Below are 22,692 nucleotides of genomic sequence, written 5' to 3' on the forward strand. Positions count from 1 at the left end.
GCAAATATGTCTCCGAGAAACGGACGGGCGGCGACCCTGACCCCGAAAGGTCTCGGCTAGCCGCGGTCGGCCATCGACTCGCGCAGGCTGCGCGGGCGCAGGTCGGTCCAGTGTGTCTCGACGTACGCGAGGCAGGCGTCCCGCGAGTCTTCGCCGAAGACGGCGGTCCAGCCCTCCGGGACGTCCACGAAGGACGGCCACAGCGAGTGCTGCTCCTCGGAGTTGACGAGCACGTAGTAGCGGCCCTCGGGGTCCTCGAACGGGTTGGTCACGGGGTTTCCTCCTTCGCGGTGCGGGCGATCGCCTCGAGCGCCCGGAACCAGGCCAGCGCCAGGTCCTCGACTGTCTCCTCGGTCAGCAGCGCCGCCGGCCACTCCCACCGGGCGCTCAGCACGAGGCCGCCCGGACGGTCCTCGGCGTGCGCGACGACGGAGAGCGTGTACTCCATCGTCATGCCCGCGTCGGCGCCGCCGCCGACCGCGTCCATCTCCGGCGCGTACGCCCAGTCTGCCGCCTCCGGGAAGTCGAAGCGACCCAGGTAGTTGAACTGGACCGCGGGCACCGGCCGGGCGGCGAGAGTGGCCGCGGTGGCCGGGTTGAGGTGCCGCAGCAGGCCGTACCCGATGCCGCTGTCCGGAATCCGGGCCAGGTGCGACCGGATGCGGGCCACCGCGGCGCGGGTGGCGGGGCCGCCGGCGAGCGCCGCCCCGGCGTCGACCGGGCCGAGGTCCAGGCGCACCGGGTACACGCTGGTGAACCAGCCGACGGTGCGGGACAGGTCGACGAGGTCGCCGGCCACCTGCTCCTCGCGGCCGTGCCCCTCCAGGGCGACGAGAAGGGGGCCGCCCGCCGCGATCGCGAGGCCGGTCAGGAGCACGTCGTTGACGCTCGCGCCGAGCGCCGACGGCACCGGGCCGAGCAGCGCCGCGGTCACCTCGGCCGGCAGCGTCAGCGTCAGCGACCGGGCCGTCGCGACGACGTCGCGGGACCGGTCCGGTGCGGGGCCGAACGACCCGCCGCCGTCCAGGATCTCCGTCCACAGTGGCAGCTCCGCGGCGCGGTCCGGGTCGGTGGCGCGCTCGGCGAGGCGGTTGGCCCAGCTGGCGAACGCCGTGCCGACCGGGGTGAGCGCGGCCGGCCCGTCCCGCCACGCGGCGGCCAGGTCGGGGATGAGGATCCGCCACGAGACGCCGTCGACGACAAGGTGGTGGACGACCAGGAGCAGCCGGCCGGCGCGGCCCGGCCCGGCGTCGAACCACACCGCCCGCACCATCGTGCCGGCGTCCGGGTCGAGCGCGTCCCGCGCCACCTCGGCGGCGCGGGCCACGACGCCCGCCAGGTCCGCCTGGTCCACACCGGACACGTCCACCCGCACCGTCCACCCGGCGGCCGGCGCGGTGCCCCGGCCGCGGACCGCCAGGCGCCAGTCCGGTGTGGACCGGTCGAGGCGGGCGCGCAGCATGTCGTGCCGGTCCACCACCGCGTCGAGAGCGCGCAGGAGCCGCTCCCAGCCGAGGTCGGCCGGCACCTGGAGGACGACCGACTGGTTGTAGCCGTCGATCGGGCCGCCCAGCTCGCGCAGCCAGTGCATGACCGGGGTGAGCGGCAGCTCGGCCGGCCCGTCGCCGGTGCCGGCCGCGACGGCCGTGGCGGTGGCGAGCGGCGCCAGCGCGGCGACCGTGCGGTGCCGGAACAGGTCGCGGGGGCGGATCGCCAGCCCGGCCGCGCGGGCCCGGCTGACCAGCTGGATGGAGATTATGCTGTCGCCGCCGAGCGCGAAGAAGTCGTCGTCCACGCCGACCTCGGCCACGCCCAGCACCTCGGCGAAGACCCGGCACAGCAGCCGCTCGCGGTCGGTCGACGGTGCCCGCCCGGTGCCGGCGGCGGCGTAGTCGGGCGCGGGCAGGGCGGCCCGGTCGAGCTTGCCGTTGGGCAGCAGCGGCAGGCGCTCCAGCGGCACGATCGCGGCCGGCACCATGTGGTCGGGCAGGGCCCGGGCGGCGTGCCGGCGCAGGTCGTCCACCGCGGCGGAGGTGACGGCGTACGCGACGAGGTGGCGGGAGCGCCGGGCGTCGTCGCGCACCACCACGACCGCCTCCGCCACCGCGGGGTGGTCGGCCAGCACGGCCTCGATCTCGGCCGGCTCGATCCGGTAGCCGCGGATCTTCACCTGGTCGTCGGCGCGCCCGAGATACTCGAGGCGGCCGTCCTCGGTCCAGCGCGCGAGGTCGCCGGTGCGGTACATGCGCGCGCCCGCCGGGCCGTACGGGTCGGCCACGAACCGTTCGGCGGTCAGCCCGTGCCGGCCCAGGTAGCCGCGGGCCAGGCCGGCGCCGGCGAGGTACAGCTCACCGGCGGCGCCGGGCGGGAGCAGCCGGAGCGCCGAGTCGAGGACGTAGGCGCGGGCGTTCTCCACCGGCCGGCCGACGACCGGTCGCGCGGTGTCCCGCACCCGGGCGACGAGCGCGTCCACTGTGCACTCGGTCGGCCCGTACAGGTTGTAGGCCTCGGTGCCGGGCAGCATGCGCAGCGCCGTCCACAGTGGCTCGGGGACCGCCTCCCCGCCGACGCCGACGACGGCGAGCGGGCAGTGGCCGTCCCGGACCAGGCCGAGCGCCGCCATCTGGGCGAAGTACGAGGGGGTCACCTCCAGGAAGTCCAGCTCCCGCGCGGCGGCCGCGAGCAGCTCGGGGTCGCGCTGCGTCTCCTCGTCCAGGACGTGCAGCTCGTGCCCGTCGAGCAGCCAGAGCTGCGGCTGCCACGACGCGTCGAACGAGAACGACCAGGCGTGCCCCACGCGCAGGCGCTCCCGCCCGGTGGCGGCGACCGCCGGCCGGTACAGCGTCTCGCGGTGCGAGTGGAAGAGGTTGGCGAGGTTGTCGTGGGTGACGACGACGCCCTTGGGGCGGCCGGTCGAGCCGGAGGTGTAGATGACGTACGCCGCGTCTCCCGGGTGTGCGCGCGGACGCGCTGTCCCGGGGCTCAGCCCGTCGAGCGTCACGACAGGGACGTCGCCGGCCGGGAAGCCCGGAGCCGCCACCACGCACACCGGCGCCGCGTCGGCGAGCATGAACGCGACGCGGTCGGCCGGGTAGTCCGGGTCGAGCGGCAGGTACGCGGCGCCGGCCTTGTGGGTGCCGAGGATCGCGGCGACCATGTCGGCCGTGCGGGGCAGGGCGAGCGCGACGACCCGTTCCGGGCCGGCTCCGTGCGCGACGAGCCGTTCGGCGATCGCGTTCGCGCGGGCGTCCAGCTCGGCGAACGTCCACCGGGTGCCGCCGCTGACCACCGCGGTGCGGTCCGGCCCGGCGGCCACCTGTGCGGCGAACAGCTCCGGCACGGTGGCCGGCTCGCTCGACCGTGCGGCGCCGCGCCCGGCCGCCAGGATCCGCTCCCGCTCGCCGGCCTCGAGCAGGTCGATCCGGCCGACCGGCAGAGCGGGGTCGCCGGCGAGCGCGGCGAGCACGGTGGCGAACCGCGCGCCCAGCCGGGCGACGGCCGGCTCGTCGAAGAGGTCCGCCCGGTACTCGGCGACCAGGCGCAGCCGCGTGCCCGGGTCCACGGCCCAGGTCAGCGGGTAGTGCGTGGCGTCCTCGCCGCCCCCGCCGACGACCCGCACGTCGCCGGGCAGGCCCACCACTTCGGCGGCGCCGTCCGGGAAGTTCTCGAACACGACGAGGGTGTCGAAGAGCTCGCCCAGGCCGGCCAGCCGCTGGATGTCGGCCAGGCCCAGGTGCTGCGCCTCGACGAGGCCGGACTGCGCTTCCCAGAGGCGTTCCAGCACGGTGCCGACCGGGTCGGACGGGGCGCAGCGCACGCGGACCGGCACGGTGTTGATGAACAGGCCGATCATCGACTCGACGCCGGGCAGGTCGGCGGGGCGGCCCGAGACGGTGGCGCCGAAGACCACGTCGTCGCGGCCGGCGAGCCGGCCGAGCACGATGCCCCAGGCGGCCTGCACGAGCGTGCTGACCGTCATGCCGCGCTGCCGGGCGGCCGCGGCGATCCGCGCCGTCAGGTCCACCGGGAGTTCCGTGGTGTGGCGGCGGGGCACGGCCGGCACCCGGTCCGGGTCGGCCGGCGTGATCCGGGTCGGCTCGGCGAGACCGGCCAGCGCCGCGCGCCAGGCCGCCTCGGCCTCCACCCGGTCCCGGCGGGCCAGCCAGGCCAGGTACTCGCGGTACGGCACGGCCGGCGGCAGGGTCCCTCCGCTGTAGAGGGTCATCAGCTCGCGGACCAGCGGCCCGCCCGACCAGCCGTCGAGCAGCAGGTGCTGGTGGGTGAGGACGAGCCGGTGCTCCTCCGGGCCGAAGCGGACCAGCGCGAGCCGCAGCAGGGGCGGCTCGGCGGGGTCGAAGCGGCCCCGCTGCCCGGCAAGGCAACGGGACCACGCCCCGTCCCGCTCGGCGCCGTCCACACCGGACAGGTCCAGCTCCGCCCAGGGCAGGGTGGCCTTCGCCGGTACGACGGCGACGGCGCGGCCCGAGCGCAGGTAGCGGAAGCCGGCGCGCAGGTTCGCGTGCCGGTCGAGCAGGCCCTGCCCGGCCGCCCGCAGCGCCGCCGCGTCGACCGGCCCGGACAGCGCGAAGTACGACTGGACGGTGTAGACGTCCGGCCCCTCGGTGTCCAGGGTGGAGTGGAAGAGCAGGCCGGCCTGGAGCGGCGACAGCGGCAGCACCTCGGCGGCGCCGGTCAGCTCGGCGCGTTCGGCCGCGTCCAGGGCGACCAATGTGGACGGCACCGGTCCGGTATCGACGACCTCGCCGGCCAGTGCGGCGAGGCCGGCGATCGTGCGGCCGGTGAAGACGTCCCGGGGCCGGATCGCGAGCCCGGCGGCGCGGGCCCGGCCGACGAGCTGGATCGCCACGATGCTGTCGCCGCCGAGCGCGAAGAAGTCGTCGTCGACCCCGACCGCGGGCAGGCCGAGCAGGTCGGCGACGACCCGGCTGAGCGCCTCCTCGCGCGCGTCGCGGGGCGCGGTGCCGCCGGTGGTTAAGACCGGTGCGGGCAGCGCCTTGCGGTCCAGCTTGCCGTTCGGGGTGAGCGGCAGCGGCCCGTCGAGCACCATCACCGTCGCCGGCACCATGTAGTCGGGCAGCGACGTGGCGACGTGGGTGCGCAGCGCGGCGCCGTCGAGGGGTTCGCCGGCGGGCACCGCGTACCCGACGAGCCGCGTCACCGTGCCGGTGCGGTGCGGCACGACGGCGGCCTGCGCGACGCCGGGGTGGCCGGCGAGCGCGGCCTCCACCTCGCCGAGCTCGACCCGGAAGCCGCGGATCTTCACCTGGTCGTCGACCCGACCGAGGAAGTCGAGCGTGCCGTCCGCGCGCCAGCGGGCCCGGTCGCCGGTGCGGTACATGCGCCCGCCCGGCCCGGTGAACGGGTCCGGCACGAACCGGGTCGCGGTCAGGTCCGGCCGGCCGAGGTAGCCCCGGGCCAGGCCGCGCCCGCCGACGTACAGCTCGCCCACCACGCCGGGCGGCACCGGGCGCAGGGTGGCGTCGAGCACGTACGCGCGGGTGTTGGGGTCCGGCCGTCCGATGGGGACGGACCCGCTCCAGCCCGGCTCGGCGGGCCAGAGCGTGGAGTTGACCGTCGCCTCCGTCAGCCCGTAGGCGGCGATGAGGCGGACCCGGCCGGCCCACCGCGCGATGAGGTCCGGCGGCACGGTCTCGGTGCCGACGAGGATGACCGATCCCTCGGGCAGCTCGCACTCCGGCGGGAGCGCGGACACCAGCGACGGCGGCAGGATCATGTGGGTGATCCGCTGCTCGTCGAGGAAGTCGGTGAGCACCTTGTCGGCGACCCGGGCCTCGTCGGGCACGAGCACGAGCCGGGCGCCGGTGCAGAGCGCCATTGCGAGCTCGAAGACGGCCACGTCGAACCCGACCGAGGCGAAGTGCAGCACGTGGCTGTCCTCGGTGACGCCCATCCGGTCCTGCGCGGTGGCGACGAGGCTGGCGATGCCCTCGTGCGGCACGACGACGCCCTTGGGACGGCCGGTCGAGCCGGAGGTGTAGATGACGTACGCGGCCTGGTCGAGGTGGACGTACGGGGCCGCCGCGGGGCCGTCCACCGTGGACCCCGCGAGGTCGGCCGGGGTGAGCACGAGCTGGGCGCCGGAGTCCTCGACCATGTACGCGAGCCGCTCGGGCGGGTGCACCGGGTCGAGCGGCAGGTAGGCGGCGCCGAGCCGGAGCGTGGCCAGGATCGCGGCGACCATGTCGGCCGTGCGGGGGATGTCGATGCCGACCACGCTCTCCGGGCGTACGCCCCGGGCGTGCAGCAGCCGGGCGATCTCCTCGGCGCGGGCGTCCAGCTCGCGGTAGGTGAGGTGCCGGTCGCCGTCGACCACCGCGACCGCTTCCGGCCGCGCGGCCACCTGGCGGGCGAAGAGCGCGGGCAGCGACTCCTCCGGCACGGCGCGGTCGGTCGCGTTGAAGCCGACCAGCACCCGCTCCCGCTCGCCGTCGCCGAGCACCTCGATCCGGCTGAGCGGCGAGTCAGGTGTCGCGACCGCGGCGGCGACGAGCCGGTTGAGCCGCTCGCCGAGCCGTTCGACGGTGGCGCGGTCGAAGAGGTCCGTGCGGTACTCCAGCAGCACGTCGAGCCCTTCCGCGCCCTCGACGAACCCGAACACGAGGTCGAAGCGGGCCGTCCCGGTTTCCACCGGCTCGGGCGTCACCTCGAGTCCGTCCAGGACGGCGTCGCCGGCCGCCCGGTTGCGGTACACGACCATCACCTGGAAGAGCGGGTTGCTGGCCAGCGACCGGTCCGGGTTCAGCTCCCGCACGACCGCCTCGAACGGCACGTCCTGGTGCGAGAACGCGGCCAGGTCGGCGCGGCGCACCCGGCGCAGCAGCTCGGCGAAGCTCGGGTCGCCGCTGAGGTCGGTGCGGAGTACGAGCGTGTTGACGAAGAACCCGACGAGGTCGTCGAGCGCCTCGTCGGTGCGGCCGGCGATCGGCGCGCCGAGCGGGATGTCCGGGCCGGCGCCGAGGCGGTGCAGCAGCGCGGCAACCGCGGCGTGCGCGGCCATGAACATGCTGGCGCCCGCGCGCTGGGCCAGGTCGCGCAGCCCGCGCGCCGCGGCGTCGTCCAGGGGTACGGTCAACGCCCCGCCCGCGGCGCCGGCCGCCGGCCCGTGCGGGGTGCGGTCGGTGGGCAGGTCGATCCGTTCCGGCGCGCCGCGCAGCGCCTCCCGCCAGTAGGCGAGCTGCTTCGCCGCGAGACTGTCCGGGTCGGACTCGTCGCCGAGCAGCGCCCGCTGCCAGAGCGTGTAGTCGGCGTACTGCACCGGCAGGGCGGTCCACTCCGGACGGTGACCGGCCCGGCGGGCGGCGTACGCGGTGGCGAGGTCGCGCAGGAACGGCCCGTCCGACCACTCGTCGGTCGTGACGTGGTGCAGCAGCACGGCGACGACGTGCTCGTCCGGCCCGCGCGGTACGACCGTGACCCGCAGCGGCAGATCCTCCGCGAGGTCGAACGGTCGCCGCACGACCGCGTCGAGGTCGGCGTCCGGCACCACCTCCACGACCGGCCGCGCCGCGGCGACCGGCAGGACCCGCTGCACCGGCCGCCCGTCGCGCTCGGCGAAGACCGTGCGCAGCGCCTCGTGCCGGGCCACGACGTCGCCGACCGCGGCGCGCAGCGCGTCGAGGTCGAGGGCGCCGCGGACCCGCATGACGATCGGGAAGTTGTACGCCGCGCTGCCGGCGCCGTCGATCTGGTGGAGGACCCACAGCCGCTGCTGGGCGTAGGAGGCGGGCACCTCGTCCGGGCGGGCGACGGGCACGAGCTTCGGGCGGGCCGGGTCGCCGCCGCCGGCGCGGCTGGCCAGCTCTGCGACGGTCGGCGCCTCGAAGAGGTCACGGATGGCCAGCTCGGCGCCGAGGGCGGTACGGGCCCGGCTGACCAGCCGGGTGGCGAGCAGCGAGTGGCCGCCGAGGTCGAAGAAGTTGTCGTCGACGCCAACCCGGGCTAGGCCGAGCACCTCGGCGAAGAGTCCACACAGGACCTCTTCCTGCGCGGTGGCCGGCTCCCGGCTCGGCGCCAGCGACACGGCCGGCTCCGCGTCGGGCAGCGCCCGAACGTCGAGCTTGCCGTTGACGGTGAGCGGCAGCCGGTCCAGCGGGACGATCGCGGACGGCACCATGTAGTCGGGCAGGTGCCGCTTGAGGTGCTCGCGGAGCGCGGGCACGAGGTCGCCGTGAGCGCGGGCGGCCGCCGGGTCGTTGGTCAGCCTTTTGCGGATCCCCGGCCGGTGGACCACCGGAAGGGTCCCGTCCCGCAGGAAAAGCGCGTCGAGGCTCCCGTCGTCCCCGTCGGCCCACGTGACGTGGACGTGGTAGCCGAGGCGCTCGCCGAGCGCGTGCAGGTCCTCCGGCTCCGTCCCGCCGTCGAAGAGGCGGCCGTTGGGGATGCCCGTGACGCGGGCGGCCGGCCCGCCAAGAGCGTCCAGTGTGGTGTGCGGGGCGTCCACCGGGGGCGCGACCGGCCCGCGGTGGAGCACCGCGTCGTACCGGTAGCGGGTCAGCTCGTTGTGCGCCCGGCCGCGCCGCACCCGCACCGTCGCCGGGGCGAGCGTGGCGAAGTAGTCCGGGTCGACGAGCAGCTCCTTCTCCAGCGCGGCGGCCCGGTCGGCGTTTCCGCCCCGGACGGCCGCGACCGCCTCGTGGAAGTGGCGGGCGAGGCGGAGGTTGCGCACGTCGCCGACGAACACCCGGCCGCCGGGCACGACGAGGTCCAGGGCGCCGGTGAGTACCCGGGTCAGGTACTCCTCGCCGGGGAAGTACTGGACCACCGAGTTGACTACGACGGTGTCGAAGAAGCCGCGCGGCAGCCCGTCGAGGTCGTGTGCCGGCTGGCCGCGCAGCTCCACATGGGACAGTTCGGGGACGAGGGCGGTGTCGGCGCGCAGCCGCTCGATGACCGAGGGGGCGAGGTCGGTGCCCCAGTACGCCTCGCACTCCGGCGCCAGGCGGCTCAGCAGCAGCCCGCTGCCGACGCCGATCTCCAGCACCCGGCGGGGCGCCAGCTCGCGGATCCGGGCGACCGTGGTCTCCCGCCACTCCCGCATGTCGTCGAGCGGGATCGGGGTGCCGTCGTAGCTGCTGTCCCAACCGGAGAAGTCCTCGGTGGACACGGCGGTGCCGATCCGCGTGTACTCGGCGTCGTAGATCTCCCGCCACTCGCCGATCTGCGCGCGCTCCGCCGCCTCGCGCTCGTCGCCTTCCGGCGCGGCGGGCACGACGTAGCCGCTCAGGCGCCCGTCCCGGACGGTCACCGCGGCCTGCGCGACGGCGGGGTGCGCGGCGAGCGCGGACTCGATCTCGCCGAGCTCCACCCGGTACCCGCGGATCTTGACCTGGTCGTCGGTGCGGCCGAGGAAGTCGAGGTTGCCGTCCGGGCGGCGGCGCACCAGGTCGCCGGTGCGGTACATGCGCCCGCCGCGCACCGCGGGGTCCGCGACGAAACGCTCGGCGGTCAGGCCGGGGCGGTCGAGGTAGCCGCGGGCCAGGCCGGCGCCGGCGATGTACAGCTCACCGGCGGTCCCGTCCGGCACGGGACGGAGCCAACCGTCCAGGATGTACGCCCGGGTGTTCCAGATCGGACGGCCGACGGTGGGCGTGGTGCTCTCGTGCGTGCCGCCGCCGAGCGTGTTGATGGTGTACTCGGTCGGACCGTACAGGTTGTAGCCGAACGTGCCCTCGGTGTCGCGCAGCCGCCCCCACACCGCTTCGGAGACGGCCTCGCCGCCGAGCAGCACCAGCGGCGGCACGTGCTCCCCGTCGAGCAGCCCCTCCTCGATGAGGTGCTGCGCGTACGTGGGGGTGACGTTGACGACGTCGATCCGGTGCCGGGCGCAGTACGCGACGAGCGCCTCGGCGTCGCGGCGCAGGTCCTCGTCGCAGACGTGCACCTCGTGCCCCTCGACTAGCCAGAGCAGCTCCTCCCAGGACATGTCGAACGCGAACGACACCGTGTGCGCGATCCGCAGCCGCCGCCCGCCGGCCGCCGCGATCGTCGGGGCGAAGATGGCCTCGCGGTGGTTGAGCTGCATGTTGGTCAGGCCGCGGTACGGCGTGACGACGCCCTTGGGGCGGCCGGTGGAGCCGGATGTGTAGATGACGTAGGCGGGATGCCGCTGGTCGAACCGCAGCCCGAGCGGCCCGGAGTCCTGTGTGGACAGCTCGGCCGCCACCGTCGGGGCGTCGAGCTCCAGGCAGTCCGCCGGCAGGTTCGCCGCGACGGCGGTGGTCGAGACCACGCAGACCGGGCGGGCGTCGTCGAGCATGAGCGCGAGCCGCTCGGCGGGGTGGTCCAGCTCCAGCGGCAGGTACGCCGCGCCCGTGCGGAGCACGGCGAAGAGCGCGACGACCATGTCGGTCGAGCGGGGCAGCGCGAGCGCCACCACCTTCTCCGGGGCCGCGCCGCGGGCGGCGAGCAGCCGGGCCAGGCGGTTGATCCGGGCGTCCAGCTCGGCGTAGGTGACCCGTTCGTCGCCGAAGACGAGCGCGGTCTGGTCCGGTGTCCGGGCGGCCTGGTGGGCCAGCAGGTCGGCGACCGTGTCGTCGGGCAGGTCGTGCCGGGTGGTGTCCCAGTCGGCGGCGAGGCGGTCTCGCTCCCCCGCCGGCAGCGCGTCGAGCCGGCCGACGGGGGTGCCGGCGTCGGCGGCGATCCGCTCCAGCACGGCGGTGAACCGGTCGAGCACGCCCGCGGCGACCGGGCCGGAGAGCACGTCCGGGCGGTACGCGAGCATGACCCGCAGCGCCTCGGCCGGCGTGACGACGAGCGCGAGCGGGAAGTGCGTGGCGTCCACGCTGCCCACCTGCTCGACGCCGTGGCGGTCAAGCAATGTGGCCAGCGCATCCTTGCCACTCCCGGCCGCTAGGCCCGAATCGCCGCCCACGTTCTGGAGCGCGAAGAGCGTGTCGAACAGCCGCGGGTGGCCGGTCTCCCGCTGGATCGCGCCGAGGCCCACGTGTTCGTACGGCATCAGCGCGGTCCGCTCAGCCTGTAGGCGGGTCAGCAGGTCGGCGACCGGCTCGCGCGGGTCGAGGGTGACCCGCACCGGCACGGTGTTGAGGAACAGGCCGATCGCCCGCTCGATGTGCGGGATCGGGGCGGTGCGGCCGGCGACGGTGGCCCCGAAGACGACGTCGGTGCGACCGGACACGGTGGACAGCGCCACCGCCCAGGCGGCGTTGAGGAGGGTGTTGAGCGTGACGCCGCGTTCCCGGGCGACGGCGCGGAGCCGGTCGCTGAGGGCGGCGGTGAGCTCGGCGCGGTGCCGCTCCGGCAGCGTGGGGCGTTCGGTGCGGCCGGCCGGTCCGACGAGGGTGGGCTCGGCGAGGCCGGCGAGCGCCTGTCCCCACGCCTTGGTCGCCCGGTCGGCGTCCTGAGCGGCGAGCCAGGCGAGGTAGTCCCGGTAGGAGCCGGCCGGCGGGAGGTCGGCCGCACCGTCCGCGCCAGCGACGGCCGGTGCCGCGGAGGCGGCGCCGCCGTACAGGCTCAGCAGCTGCTCCAGGAACAGTGACGCGGACCAGCCGTCCCAGAGCAGCACGTGGTGGGTGAGCACGAGCCGGTCCCGGCCACCGCCGAGGCGTACCAGCAGAAGGCGGAACAGCGGCGGGTGGGCGAGGTCGAAGCGGCGGGTGCGGTCCCGCGACAGCAGCGTTTCGAGGCGGGTGTCCCGCTCGGCCGCCGGCAGCGTGGAGAGGTCCACCTCGGACAGTGGAACCTCGACGGTCGCGCCGACGAACTGCACCGGCGCGCGCAGGCCGTCGCTGGTGAAGCCGGCCCGCACGCTGGGGTTGCGGTCGAGCAGGGCGGCGCAGGCGGCACGCAGCCGGGCGGCGTCGACGCCGCGGACGAAGCCGAAGGACGCCTGCGCGGTGTAGACGTCGATGCCGCCGGTGTCGTAGCTGGCGTGGAAGTACAGCCCCTCCTGGAGCGGGGAGAGCGGCCAGACGTCGGCGACCGGCACCGGGCTGGCCCGGCGCACGGTGGCCAGCTCGTCGTCGCTGAGCGTGACGAGCGGCCCGCCCGTTTCCCAAGAGGGCTGCCCTGTGCCCGCCGGGACGCCAAGAGGGCTGCCCTCTTGGGGCGCGGGCGCGGCCGCTTCGGCCAGGGCCGCCGGCGTGCGGTGGGCGAAGACGTCGCGCGGGCTGACTTCCAGGCCGGCGGTCCGGGCCCGGCTGGATACCGCGATGGAGAGGATGCTGTCGCCGCCGAGCGCGAAGAAGTCGTCGTCCGGGCCCACCTCGGGCAGGCCGAGCACGTCGGCGACGGCGGCGCAGAGCAGCCGTTCGCGGTCGTTCCTCGGCGCGCGTGAGACGGCCCGGGTCGCGTCGGGCGCGGGCAGCGCGGCGCGGTCCAGCTTGCCGTTCGGCGTCCGCGGCAGCGTGTCGAGCGCGACGAAGGCGCCGGGGACCATCGGCTCGGGCAGGACTGCCGCGAGCTCGTCCCGCAGGACCGCGACATCGGCCGGGCCGGCGACGTACGCGACGAGCCGGACGCCACCCGGGCCGTCCGCGCGGGCGACCACCGCGGCGTCCGTCACCCCGGGGGCGCGGCGCAGCCTGGCCTCGACCTCACCCGGCTCCACCCGGTTGCCGCGGATCTTGACCTGCTGGTCGGCGCGGCCGAGGTATTCGAGGGCCCCGTCGGGCCGTCGCCGCACGCGGTCGCCGGTGCGGTACATGCGCTCCCCCGGCTCGCCGTACGGGTCGGCGACGAAGCGGCCCGCGGTCAGTCCGAGCCGGTCGTGGTACCCGAGCGCCAGCTGCGGGCCGGCGATGTACAGCTCACCGGTGGTGGCCGGCCGCAGGAACGGGTCGAGCACGTAGAGGCGGGTGTTCCACACCGGACGTCCGATGGGGACGGTGCTGCCCTCCGCCCCGTCCACGTCCCAGGACGTGACCTGGACGGCGGACTCCGTCGGGCCGTAGACGTTGTGCAGCGGCGCGCCGGCCGTGGCCAGCCAGTGGCGGGCGGTCTCGGCGGTCAGCGCGTCACCGCCGGCCAGCACCCGCCGCACCCCGGCGAACGCGCCCGCGCCGGCGTCGGCGAGCGGGCCGAGCAGCGACGAGACGGTGACGACGGTGGTGACGCCGTGCTCGCGGACCAGCTCGGCGACGTACCGGGGGTCGCGCAGCCCGTCCGGCTTGGCGAGCACCACCGCGGCCCCGGCGGTGAGCGGCCAGAAGATCTCCAGGATCGACGGGTCGAAGCTGGCGGAGAGCTGGTGCAGGACGCGGTCGTCGGGCCCGAGGCCCCACCTGTCGCGGGCCCAGGCGAGCTGGTGGCCGATCGCCCGGTGGGTGACGAGGACACCTTTGGGTGTGCCGGTCGAGCCGGAGGTGTAGAGCAGGTAAGCGGGGTCGCTCGCGGTCGGCGGCGGTCCGTCGACGGCCGGGCCGTCGATGTCGAGGTCGCGGAGGACGAGCGTGGCGCCGGAGTCGGCGAGCAGGAACGCGATCCGGTCTTCCGGGTAGTCCACGTCGACCGGCAGGTAGGCGGCGCCGGCCCTGAGCACGCCGAGCAGCGCGACGATCTGCTCCACCGAGCGGGGCATGGCGACGGCGACGACCTGTCCGGACCGGACGCCCCGCGCCCGCAGCCGCCCGGCGAGCGTGCCGGCGCGCGCGTCCAGGTCGGCGTAGGACACCCGCTGGTCGCCGGCGACGAGTGCGGTCGCCTGTGGACGGAGCGCGACCTGCTCCGCGAAGGCGGCGACGAGCGTGGTCCCCGGTACGTCCCGGGCCGGTCCGGCGAGCGGCTCCACCGGCGGGATCAGGTCGACGCGGGCGGCCAGCTGGTCCGGGTCGGCGGCGACCGCGGTGAGCAGCCGGGCGAGCTGGTCGGCGACGTCCCGCACCGTGGCCGCGTCCAGCCGTGCGGCGTCATGCTTGAGCCGCAGCTCGAGACGGTCGCCCGGCATGACGATGAGAGCGAGGGGGTAGTGGCCGGTGTCCACGTAGTCCGGTACGCCGGCGCGGAGCGTGCCGCCCGGGTCGGTGAGGTCGCCGTCGACCGGGTAGTTCTCCAGCACGACGATCGTGTCGAAGAGGTCGCCGAGCCCGGCCATCCGCTGGAGCTCGGCCAGCCCCACGTGCTGGTGGTCGAGGAGCGCGGACCGCTCGGCCTGCAAGGTGCCGAGCGCGGTGGCCAGCGACTGGCCGGGACGCCAGCGCATGCGTACCGGCAGCGTGTTGACGAGCAGGCCGACCAGCGACTCGACGCCGTCCACCTCGGCGGCCCGGCCGGAGACGGTGGTGCCGAAGACGACGTCGGTGCGGCCGGTGAGGCGGCCGAGCAGCAGGCCCCAGGCGCCCTGGACGACGGTGCCGAGGGTGAGGCCGCGCTCCCGGGCCCGGGCGGTGAGACCGGCGGTGACCTCCTCGGGCAGCGCGACGCGCACCTCCTCGTGGCGCGGCGGCGCGGTGGCGGCGGCCGGTGCGAGCATCGTCGGCTCGTCGAGCCCGGCGAGCGCGGCCCGCCACGCCTCGGTCGCGGCCGCCCGGTCCCGCCCGCCGAGCCAGGCCAGGTAGTCGCGGTACGGCGCGGGCGGCGGCGGTGCGGCGCCGCCGTAGAGGGCGAGCAGCTCACGGAGCAGGACGGAGACCGACCAGCCGTCGGCGACGATGTGGTGGAAGCGCAGGACGAGCTCGTGCCGCTCGGCGTCGCGCCGGACCAGCGCCGCCCGCACCAGGGGCCCGGCGCCGAGGTCGAACGGCGCGTCCACATCGGACCAGGGCAGCTCGACCGACGGCGCGATCAGCTGCACCACCCGCCCGTCCGGCCGCTGCCGGAACGTGGCGCGCAGCGGGGCGTGCCGGTCGACGAGCGCCTGTGCCGCGCGGCGCAGGGCCGGCACGTCGAGCGGCCCGGTCAGGTCGACGGTGAGCCGGACCGCGTAGACCGCGGAGCCGGGATCGAGGTGGGCGTGGAAGAAGAAGCCCTCCTGTAGCGGCGACAGCGGCAGCACCTCGGCCGCGTCCTCGCCCGGCAGCGGCTCCAGGACGACGGCGGGCAGCTCCACAGTGGACCCGCCGGCACCCGCGGCCGTGGCGAGCGCGGCGGCGGTCCGGTGCCGGAAGACGTCCCGCAGCGACAGCGCGAGGCCGGCCTCGCGGGCCCGGATCAGCAGCTGGATCGCCACGATGCTGTCGCCGCCGAGCGCGAAGAAGTCGTCGTCCACGCCGACGCCCGGCAGGTCGAGCACCTCGCCGAACAGCGCGCACAGCACGCCTTCGCGGGCGTCCCGGGGCGGCGTGCCGGTGGCGAGCGCGGCGAAGTCGGGAGTGGGCAGCGCCTTGCGGTCCAGCTTGCCGCTGGCCGCGACCGGCAGCCGGTGCAGCGGCACGATCGCCGACGGCACCATGTACTCCGGCAGCCGCTCCCGGGCGTACGAGCGGACCGACCGCAGGAACGCGTTGACGTCCAGGAACGCGGCGGGGGTATTCGCCAGCGCCGGCCGGACCCGCTGGCCGGGGCGGTACACCGTGCCGAACCCGGTGCCCGGCCGGGCGAACACCGCGTCCAGCTCGCCGACAAGGCCGTCGCCGGCCCAGGTGACACCGACCTCGTAGCCGAGCTCGGCGGCGAGGTCGTGCAGGTCCTCCGGTTCGACGCCGCCGACGGCCAGGCGCGCGTTGGGGATCCCGGTGACGCGCAGCCGCTCGAGCCGGCGCGTCCGGAGCAGGTCGAGGGCCTGCGGCCACGGCGCCTCGGGAGCCGCCGTCGCCGGGGCCGGCGGCGAGAGCACCACGTCGTACCGGTACCGGCTCAGCTCGTTGTGGTAGCGGCCCCGCTTGACCCGCACGTCGGCCACCACACCGGGCAGGGTGGTGAAGTAGTCCGGGTCGAGCAGCAGCTCGCGCTCCCAGGCCACGGCCCGGTCGACGTCGGCCGGCCCGCCGCCGCGCACCGACTCGATCGCCGCGCGGAAGTGGCGCAGCAGGCGGTGGTTGCGGATGTCCCCGGCGAAGACCCGCCCGCCGGGCGCGAGCAGGCCGAACGCGGCGGTCAGCACCGACGTGAGGTAGGCGGCGCTCGGGAAGTACTGCGCCACCGAGTTGACCACGATGGTGTCGAAGAAGCCGCGCGGCAGCCCGTCGAAGTCGTGCGCCGGCTGGCAGCGCAGCTCCACGTGCGGCGGGATCCCGGTACGCAGCCGCCGGATCGCCTCCGCCGACAGGTCGGTGGCCCAGTACGCCTCGGTGTGCGGGGCGAGCGCGGTGAGGATCAGTCCACTGCCGACACCGATCTCCAGCACCCGGCGCGGGCGCAGCGCGAGGACGCTCTCCACGGTGGCGTCCCGCCAGGCGTGCATCTCGTCGACGGGCAGCGGTTCGCCGTCGTAGCTGCTGTTCCATCCGGCGAACGGGTTGTCCACCGCGTCCGTCTTGAAGAGCGCGTCGTGCGCTTCCCGCCAGCCGCGCACGTGCGCGTCGACCTCCGGCGTGGCGCCGACGGCCGGCACCACGTAGGCCGCCAGCCGCTGGTCCCGCGCGACGACGGCGACCTGCGCGACGGCCGGGTGTCCACCGAGGACCGCCTCGACCTCGCCCGGCTCGATCCGGTACCCCCGGATCTTGACCTGGTCGTCGGCCCGCCCGACGAAGTCCAGGCGCCCGTCGTCCAGCACCCGCACGAGGTCGCCGGTGCGGTAGAGGCGGGTGCCGGGCTCGAAGGGGTTGGCGACGAACCGCTCCGCGGTCAGCGCGGTCCGCCCCAGGTAACCGCGGGCGAGCCCGGCGCCGCCGAGGTACAGCTCACCGAAGTCCGCCGGCCGCAACCGGGAGTCGAGAACGTGGACCGCCGTACCGGGGTCCGCCACTCCGATGGGGACGGACGAGGACGCGGTGGATGGATCGCACAGGCCCAGCGTGGAGTTGACGGTCGCCTCAGTCGGGCCGTAGGCGTTGAACATCCGCCGGCCGCGGGCGTGCCGCGCGACGAGCTCCGGCGCCACCCGCTCTGTGCCGGCCAGCAGCGTGGCCCCCTCGGGCAGCACGCAGTCGGCGGGCAGCGCGGCCAGCAGCGCCGGCGGCAGGATCATGAAGTTGGCGCCGTGCGCGTGGATGTAGTCGGTGAGCGCCGGTCCGGGCACCCGCCGCTCGGCCGGCACGACGACGAGCCGCCCGCCGGAGAGCAGGCCGAGGCACAGGTCCCAGAACGCGACGTCGAAGCTCGGCGACGCGAACTGGAGCACGCGGCTGTGCGGCCCGACGCCGAACCGCTCGACCTGCGTGGCGAGGAGCTTCGCGACGCCGGTGTGCGACAGCACGACGCCCTTGGGGCGGCCGGTGGAGCCGGAGGTGTAGATGACGTAGGCGGCGTTGGTGACGTGGAGCGACCGGACCGGGTCGGTGTCCGGCTGGCCGTCGGCGAGCCCGTCCAGCGAGTCCAGGACGCACACCGGCGACGCGTCGGCCACCATGAAGGCGATCCGCTCGGCCGGGTAGTCGGGGTCGAGCGGCAGGTAGGCCCCGCCCGCCTTGAGCACCGCCACCTCGGCGACGATCATGTCGACCGAGCGGGGCAGGGACAGCCCGACGACCTGCTCCGGGCCGACGCCGCGCGCGACGAGCGCGTGGGCCACCCGGTTGGCGCGGGCGTTGAGCTGCGCGTACGTCAGCTCGGTGTCCTCGAAGACGAGGGCCACCGCGTCCGGCGTCGCGCGCACCCGCGCCTCGAACAGGTCCGGCCAGGTCGTTCCACTGCTCACTTGTTGCCGCCTCCGGCGAGGATCGGTACGACCTGGTCGATCGCGTACGGGATGCTCAGCACGGTGTTGAAGGAGAGCGCCCCGCCCAGCGGCGGCTCCTCGTACGGCAGGAACGTGGCCCGCCCTTCCTTGGCCACCGCGAGCCCGGCGTAGACCTTGTCCGCCTTGACCCGCGACTCAGCCGTGGGATCGCTGCTGAGGAAGAGCAGGCGGTCGACGTCGACGAGGTCGAGCCGCTCGGAGCTGACGACCGTGGCGTTCTCCTTGCCGGCGAGCTTGGTGATCTCGTCCGGGATGGTGAAGCCGAGCGCGGTCAGGAACACCGCCTTCGGGTCGCTGCCGGCGAAGACCGCGTACTGGCCGGGCTCGAACGGGTCGACGACGGCGGCCGTCTTGCCGGCCCACTCCGGGTGCTGCGCGCGCACGTCGGCGAAGCGCTTGTCGATGCCGGCGATCAGCTCCTTCGCCCGCGCCTCCTTGCCCAGCGCCTTGCCGATCGCGAGCGTCATGTCCTGCCACGGCGCCGCGTAGTCGTCGAACTTCGGCGGCTGTCCCACCGTCGGGGCGATCTGGGACAGCGTCGCGTAGTTCTCCTTCGTCATCCCGCTGTACTGGGCCAGGATGAGGTTCGGCTTCAGCGCGGCGATCTTCTCGAAGTTGTACTCGTCGCGCTCGCCGACGATCTCCGGCGGCGCGGAGCCCCACAGCGGCTGGGCCCACGGCCACTTGCCGAACGGCTTCTCGCCGAACCAGTCCACCGCGCCGACCGGCTTGACGCCCAGCGCCAGCACGGCGTCCTGGTCGCTGAGGCCCAGCGTCACCACCCGGGCGGGCGCCGCCTTGATCTCGGTGCTGCCGTACTTGTGGGCCACCGTCACGGGAAAAGAGCCCTGGCCGGACGCCGCCGCGGGTTCCTCCGGATCGGAGCCGGAACCGCAGGCTCCCAGAGCCAGTGCGGCCGCGAACGCGGCCACCACGGGCATGCGTGATCGCAACATGTCGCTCCCCTGGGACTGGTCGAAGGGTCAGGCAGTCGTGAACTGCGGGGCGGGCACTCCCGCGCCGACGATCGAGGCCAGGATCTCGGCGGCCCGGATCGCGGTGTTGGAGAGCAGCGACGACGTGATGCCGTGGGTGTGCTCGGTGCCGCCCTGTAGGTAGATGCCCGGTCCCAGCGCGGGATCGGTCACCACCCGGTAGTCCCGCCCCACCCGCAGCCGGCCCGCCTCGTCGCGGTCGCAGGGGCAGGACGCCAGCAGCGGGCCCGGGTCGGCGGGGCGGTAGCCGGTGGCGTAGATCACCGCGTCGGCGTCCAGCACCGTCCGCTCGCCGGTGGCCAGGGACTCCACTGTGGTCCGGACGCCCGAGGCCGTCTCGACCGCGTCGGTGACGCGGGAGACGTTGAACAGCCGCAGCCGCTGGGCGCCGAGCACCTTCTCGCGGTAGACCCGCCGGTACAGCTCGTCGATGAGGTCGATGTCGACGACGGAGTAGTTGGTGTTGGCGTGGTAGTCCACAAGGGACTGTTTGACGTCCGCGGGCGCGTCGTAGAAGTCGTCGACCGCGGCGGGGTCGAAGATGCGGTTGGCGAACGCGCTGTCGTCGGCCGGGCTGTACCCGTACCGGGAGAAGACCGCGCACACCTCGGCCGCCGGAAAGCGCTCGTGCAGGAACGCCACCACCTCGGCCGCGCTCTGCCCCGCCCCCACGACCACGAAGCGCCCGCCGTCGGTGAGCTCGCCGGCCCGTTCGAGCAGACCGCGGTTGTGCCAGATCCGGCGCGACTGGACCACCCCGGCCGGCAGGTGCGGGCGCAGGCCGGTGGCGAAGACCACGTTGCGCGCGCGGTAGACGCTCACGCCGTCGGGGCTGCGCACGGTGACGTCGAGGAAGCCGTCGGCCGGCTCGACGCTCAGCACCTCGTGGCCGTAGCAGACCAGGTCGTCCACTTTGGCCGCCGCCCACTCGAGGTAGTCGTGGAACTCCACGCGAAGCGGGAAGAGGTTCTTGTGGTTGATGAAGTCGATCAACCGGTCCTTGCTGTGCAGATAGCAGAGGAAGGAGAACTCGCTGGTCGGGTTGCGGAGCGTCACCAGGTCCTTGAGGAACGAGACCTGCATCGTGGCGTCCTCGATCAACATGCCGCGGTGCCAGCCGAAGTGCGGCTGCCGCTCCAGGAAGACGCCGGTCGTCTTGTCCGCGGAGATCGCGTTGTGCTCGGCCAGCGCGATCGCCAGTGCCAGGTTCGACGGCCCGAAGCCGACACCGACGAGGTCGTACACGGGTACCGCCTGCGACATGCCTGCCCCATCACTCGGTTGCGACTTAGGACAGCCTTGCTTAAGTTATCGAGTTAGGCAAGCCTTGCTTAACTGATCACATTTTGTGGAGGGCACTGATGCGGGTCGTTATGTTCGGGTATCAGACCTGGGGGCATCGCACCCTCCAGGCACTGCTCGAGTCCGGTCACGAGGTAGTCCTCGCGGTCACCCACCCGAAGAGCGACCACGCGTACGAGAAGATCTGGGACGACTCGGTCGCCGAGCTCGCCGAGAAGCACGGGGTGCCCGTCGAGATCCGCAGCCGGCCCGACGAGAGCCTCGTCGAGCGGCTGCGCGAGGTCGAGCCGGACGTCATCGTCGCGACCAACTGGCGCACCTGGATCCCGCCGGAGATCTTCCGGCTCCCCCGCCTCGGCACGCTCAACGTGCACGACTCGCTGCTGCCCGCGTACGCCGGCTTCGCGCCCCTGATCTGGGCCCTGATCAACGGCGAGGAGCAGGTCGGTGTGACCGCGCACATAATGGACGACGACCTCGACGCCGGCGACATCGTGCTCCAGCGGGCGGTGCCGGTCGGCCCCACCGACACCGCCACCGACCTGTTCCACCGCACGCTCGACCTCTTCGGACCGATCACAGTGGACGGTCTCGGGCTGATCGCGAGCGGACGCACCGATTGGGTGAAGCAGGACCGTTCCAAGGCCAGCTTCTTCCACAAGCGATCGATTGAGGACAGTCGCATCGACTGGAGCTGGCCCGCCGAAGACATCGAGCGGCTCGTGCGCGCGCAGTCCGACCCGTACCCGAACGCGTTCACGTACCACCGGGGGCAGCGCCTGCGGATCCTCGCCGCGGCCGTGTCCACGGGTCGCTACGGCGGCACGCCCGGTCGGATCTTCATCCGGGAGGGCGACGGCGTGGTCATCGTGGCCGGCGCCGACGCCCGGCATGGCCGTAACCACGGACTTCTCGTCAAACGGGTACGCCTCGAGGACGGCACTGAGCTGCCCGCGGCGGACCACTTCACGACCATGGGCGGGTACCTCACACCCCACGCCTGATCACAGTTTGACGCAAGAATCCCCTAGGACCGGCCTCCCATCGCTTGACACTTATCTGAGTCTATGTAACAAAATTGAAACGTAGTCCTAACCGCCGGGGAGGCCGGTATGGGACAGGTTTCGGCACCGAGTGGGCACCTGGTGCGGGTGGCCATCCGCTCGCCCCGGCGCCTGTTCCGCGACACGCTGGCGGTCTGCCTGTCCGGGCAGCCCGAGTTCACGGTCGTCGGGCACGTCTCCGACGACGCGGCCCTGCTCGGCCTCTGCGACCTGTGCGGGCCTGACCTGGTCGTCTACGACGCGGGCGCCGGCGTGGGCGAGGCACTGCGCGCCCTGCGGATGCTGCGCACCCGCTTCGTCCGCCTCCGGCTCATCGTGATCTACGACCGGCTCACGCCCGCCGACCTGTCCGGCAGCCGCCAGGTCGGCGTCGACACGCTGATCCCCTGCTCGCACGGGCTCGACGCGCTGCTCATGCTGCTGCACCAGCACGTCGACGCGCTGCGGTCCGGCGTGGCGGTACCGGTGCCGGGCGGGCTGACCACCCAGGAACGCGAGATCATCACCCTCACCGCCGCCGGGCACCCGGTCAGCCGCATCGCCGAGCTGCTCATCACGACCCCGTTCGCGGTGGAAAACTGCAAGCGGCGGATCTACCAGAAGCTCGCCGTCACCAGCCAGAGCCACGCGATCGCCCGCGCCATCACGCTCGGCCTGGTCAACCGCGCGCCACTGCCGCGCCCGCGGGTCTACGCGGCCGGCGGCCTCACCCTGGCCGTCCTCTGTGGACCGGACGTGCCCGCCCGCTACGACGTGGCGGTGGCGCTGCTCGCCCAGCACATCCCGTTCGTCACCGACGGCGGGAACGGCGGCGAGGGCCTCGACCTGTGGGACCACGCCGGCTCGGGCACGGTCCCGGTCATCCTTGTCGACCCGGACGCGGAGGCGTGGCAGCGACTCGGCGACGCCCGCGTCCCCATCATGGTGGTCACGACCCGCCCCATGAGCCGCGGCGAGACCCTGGACGTACTCGGCCGCGGCGCGGTGGCCATCGTGGCCGCGGAACGCATCGGCGAGGCCCTGGTGCCCGCCCTCACCCTCGCCGCGGCCGGTCACCTGACCATCGACCCCGCCGCCGCCAACTGGCTCATCGCCGCCGCCGGCACCCACGCCGGCGAGGCGGACGGCGGGCTGCCCGAGCTCACCATCCGCGAGGGCGACATCCTCCGCTCGATCGCGGCCGGCCACAGCGTGCGGCAGACGGCCCGGTCACTCGGGATCGCGGAGAAGACGGTGGAGAACACGCAGGCGCGCCTGTTCCGCAAGCTGGGGGCGCGGAACCGGGCGGGCGCGCTGGCCACCGCCCACGCACTCGGCCTCCTCGAACTCCTCGACCCTTAGGTTTGCCCACGTCCGCTTTTGGTTGCGCGCCGCATGCTCCCGCGGGCCTCAGCTTCGCTTGTGGTCGCGGTTAGATCGGCGCCTCCGGCGGGGCCACAGTGTCTGGGCGGCTCCATGATCGTTAGCCCTCCAGCTGTGCGACACGCCGGGGAGAGTCCGGTTTGCGGGCTAACGATCATCGGGCGGAGCGGTCGCGCGGTGGGCTTGTCCC

6 protein-coding genes are annotated in these 22,692 nt (G+C 74.5%); 2 read left to right on the top strand and 4 right to left on the bottom strand.

Annotated features, from left to right (window positions below):
* Positions 1 to 56 precede the first annotated feature (56 nt).
* From ACTMTJ_RS04315 to ACTMTJ_RS04330, 4 genes are read right to left on the bottom strand one after another with little or no spacing between them, the layout of a single operon-like run.
* Positions 57 to 272: an MbtH family protein gene (locus tag ACTMTJ_RS04315; RefSeq protein WP_441214730.1), complete on the bottom strand. Its 216-nt coding sequence runs from the start codon at positions 270 to 272 to the stop codon at positions 57 to 59.
* A complete protein-coding gene (locus tag ACTMTJ_RS04320; RefSeq protein WP_441214731.1) occupies positions 269 to 17,737 on the bottom strand; it encodes an amino acid adenylation domain-containing protein in 17,469 nt (5,822 codons plus the stop codon). The genes ACTMTJ_RS04315 and ACTMTJ_RS04320 overlap by 4 nt, the downstream gene beginning before the upstream one ends.
* On the bottom strand, positions 17,734 to 18,735 hold the full coding sequence (locus ACTMTJ_RS04325; protein ID WP_441214732.1) for an iron-siderophore ABC transporter substrate-binding protein: 1,002 nt from the start codon (positions 18,733 to 18,735) through the stop codon (positions 17,734 to 17,736). Before ACTMTJ_RS04325 ends, ACTMTJ_RS04320 begins: the two co-directional genes overlap by 4 nt.
* A gap of 27 nt (positions 18,736 to 18,762) precedes the next feature.
* Positions 18,763 to 20,037 carry a lysine N(6)-hydroxylase/L-ornithine N(5)-oxygenase family protein gene (locus ACTMTJ_RS04330; protein WP_441214733.1) on the bottom strand — a complete coding sequence of 425 codons (1,275 nt, stop codon included), beginning with the start codon at positions 20,035 to 20,037 and terminating at the stop codon, positions 18,763 to 18,765.
* 98 nt (positions 20,038 to 20,135) lie between these two features.
* Between ACTMTJ_RS04330 and ACTMTJ_RS04335 the strand changes: the two genes are divergently transcribed.
* Positions 20,136 to 21,080, top strand: a complete 945-nt coding sequence (locus ACTMTJ_RS04335; protein WP_441214734.1) for a methionyl-tRNA formyltransferase — start codon at positions 20,136 to 20,138, stop codon at positions 21,078 to 21,080.
* Between the two features lie 108 nt (positions 21,081 to 21,188).
* Entirely contained in the window at positions 21,189 to 22,481 is a 1,293-nt protein-coding gene (locus ACTMTJ_RS04340) for a LuxR C-terminal-related transcriptional regulator (protein WP_441214735.1), read from the top strand.
* The last annotated feature ends 211 nt before the right edge of the window (positions 22,482 to 22,692 follow it).

This window comes from Phytohabitans sp. LJ34 (assembly GCF_052068095.1).
Taxonomy (GTDB): Bacteria; Actinomycetota; Actinomycetes; order Mycobacteriales; family Micromonosporaceae; genus Phytohabitans.

What these genes read in the sequence shown, in the direction of transcription:
- ACTMTJ_RS04330 (WP_441214733.1), bottom strand. Translation starts at nt 20,037, where the DNA reads ATGTCGCAGGCGGTACCCGTGTACGACCTCGTCGGTGTCGGCTTCGGG.
- ACTMTJ_RS04335 (WP_441214734.1), top strand. Translation starts at nt 20,136, where the DNA reads ATGCGGGTCGTTATGTTCGGGTATCAGACCTGGGGGCATCGCACCCTC.
- ACTMTJ_RS04340 (WP_441214735.1), top strand. Translation starts at nt 21,189, where the DNA reads ATGGGACAGGTTTCGGCACCGAGTGGGCACCTGGTGCGGGTGGCCATC.
- ACTMTJ_RS04325 (WP_441214732.1), bottom strand. Translation starts at nt 18,735, where the DNA reads ATGTTGCGATCACGCATGCCCGTGGTGGCCGCGTTCGCGGCCGCACTG.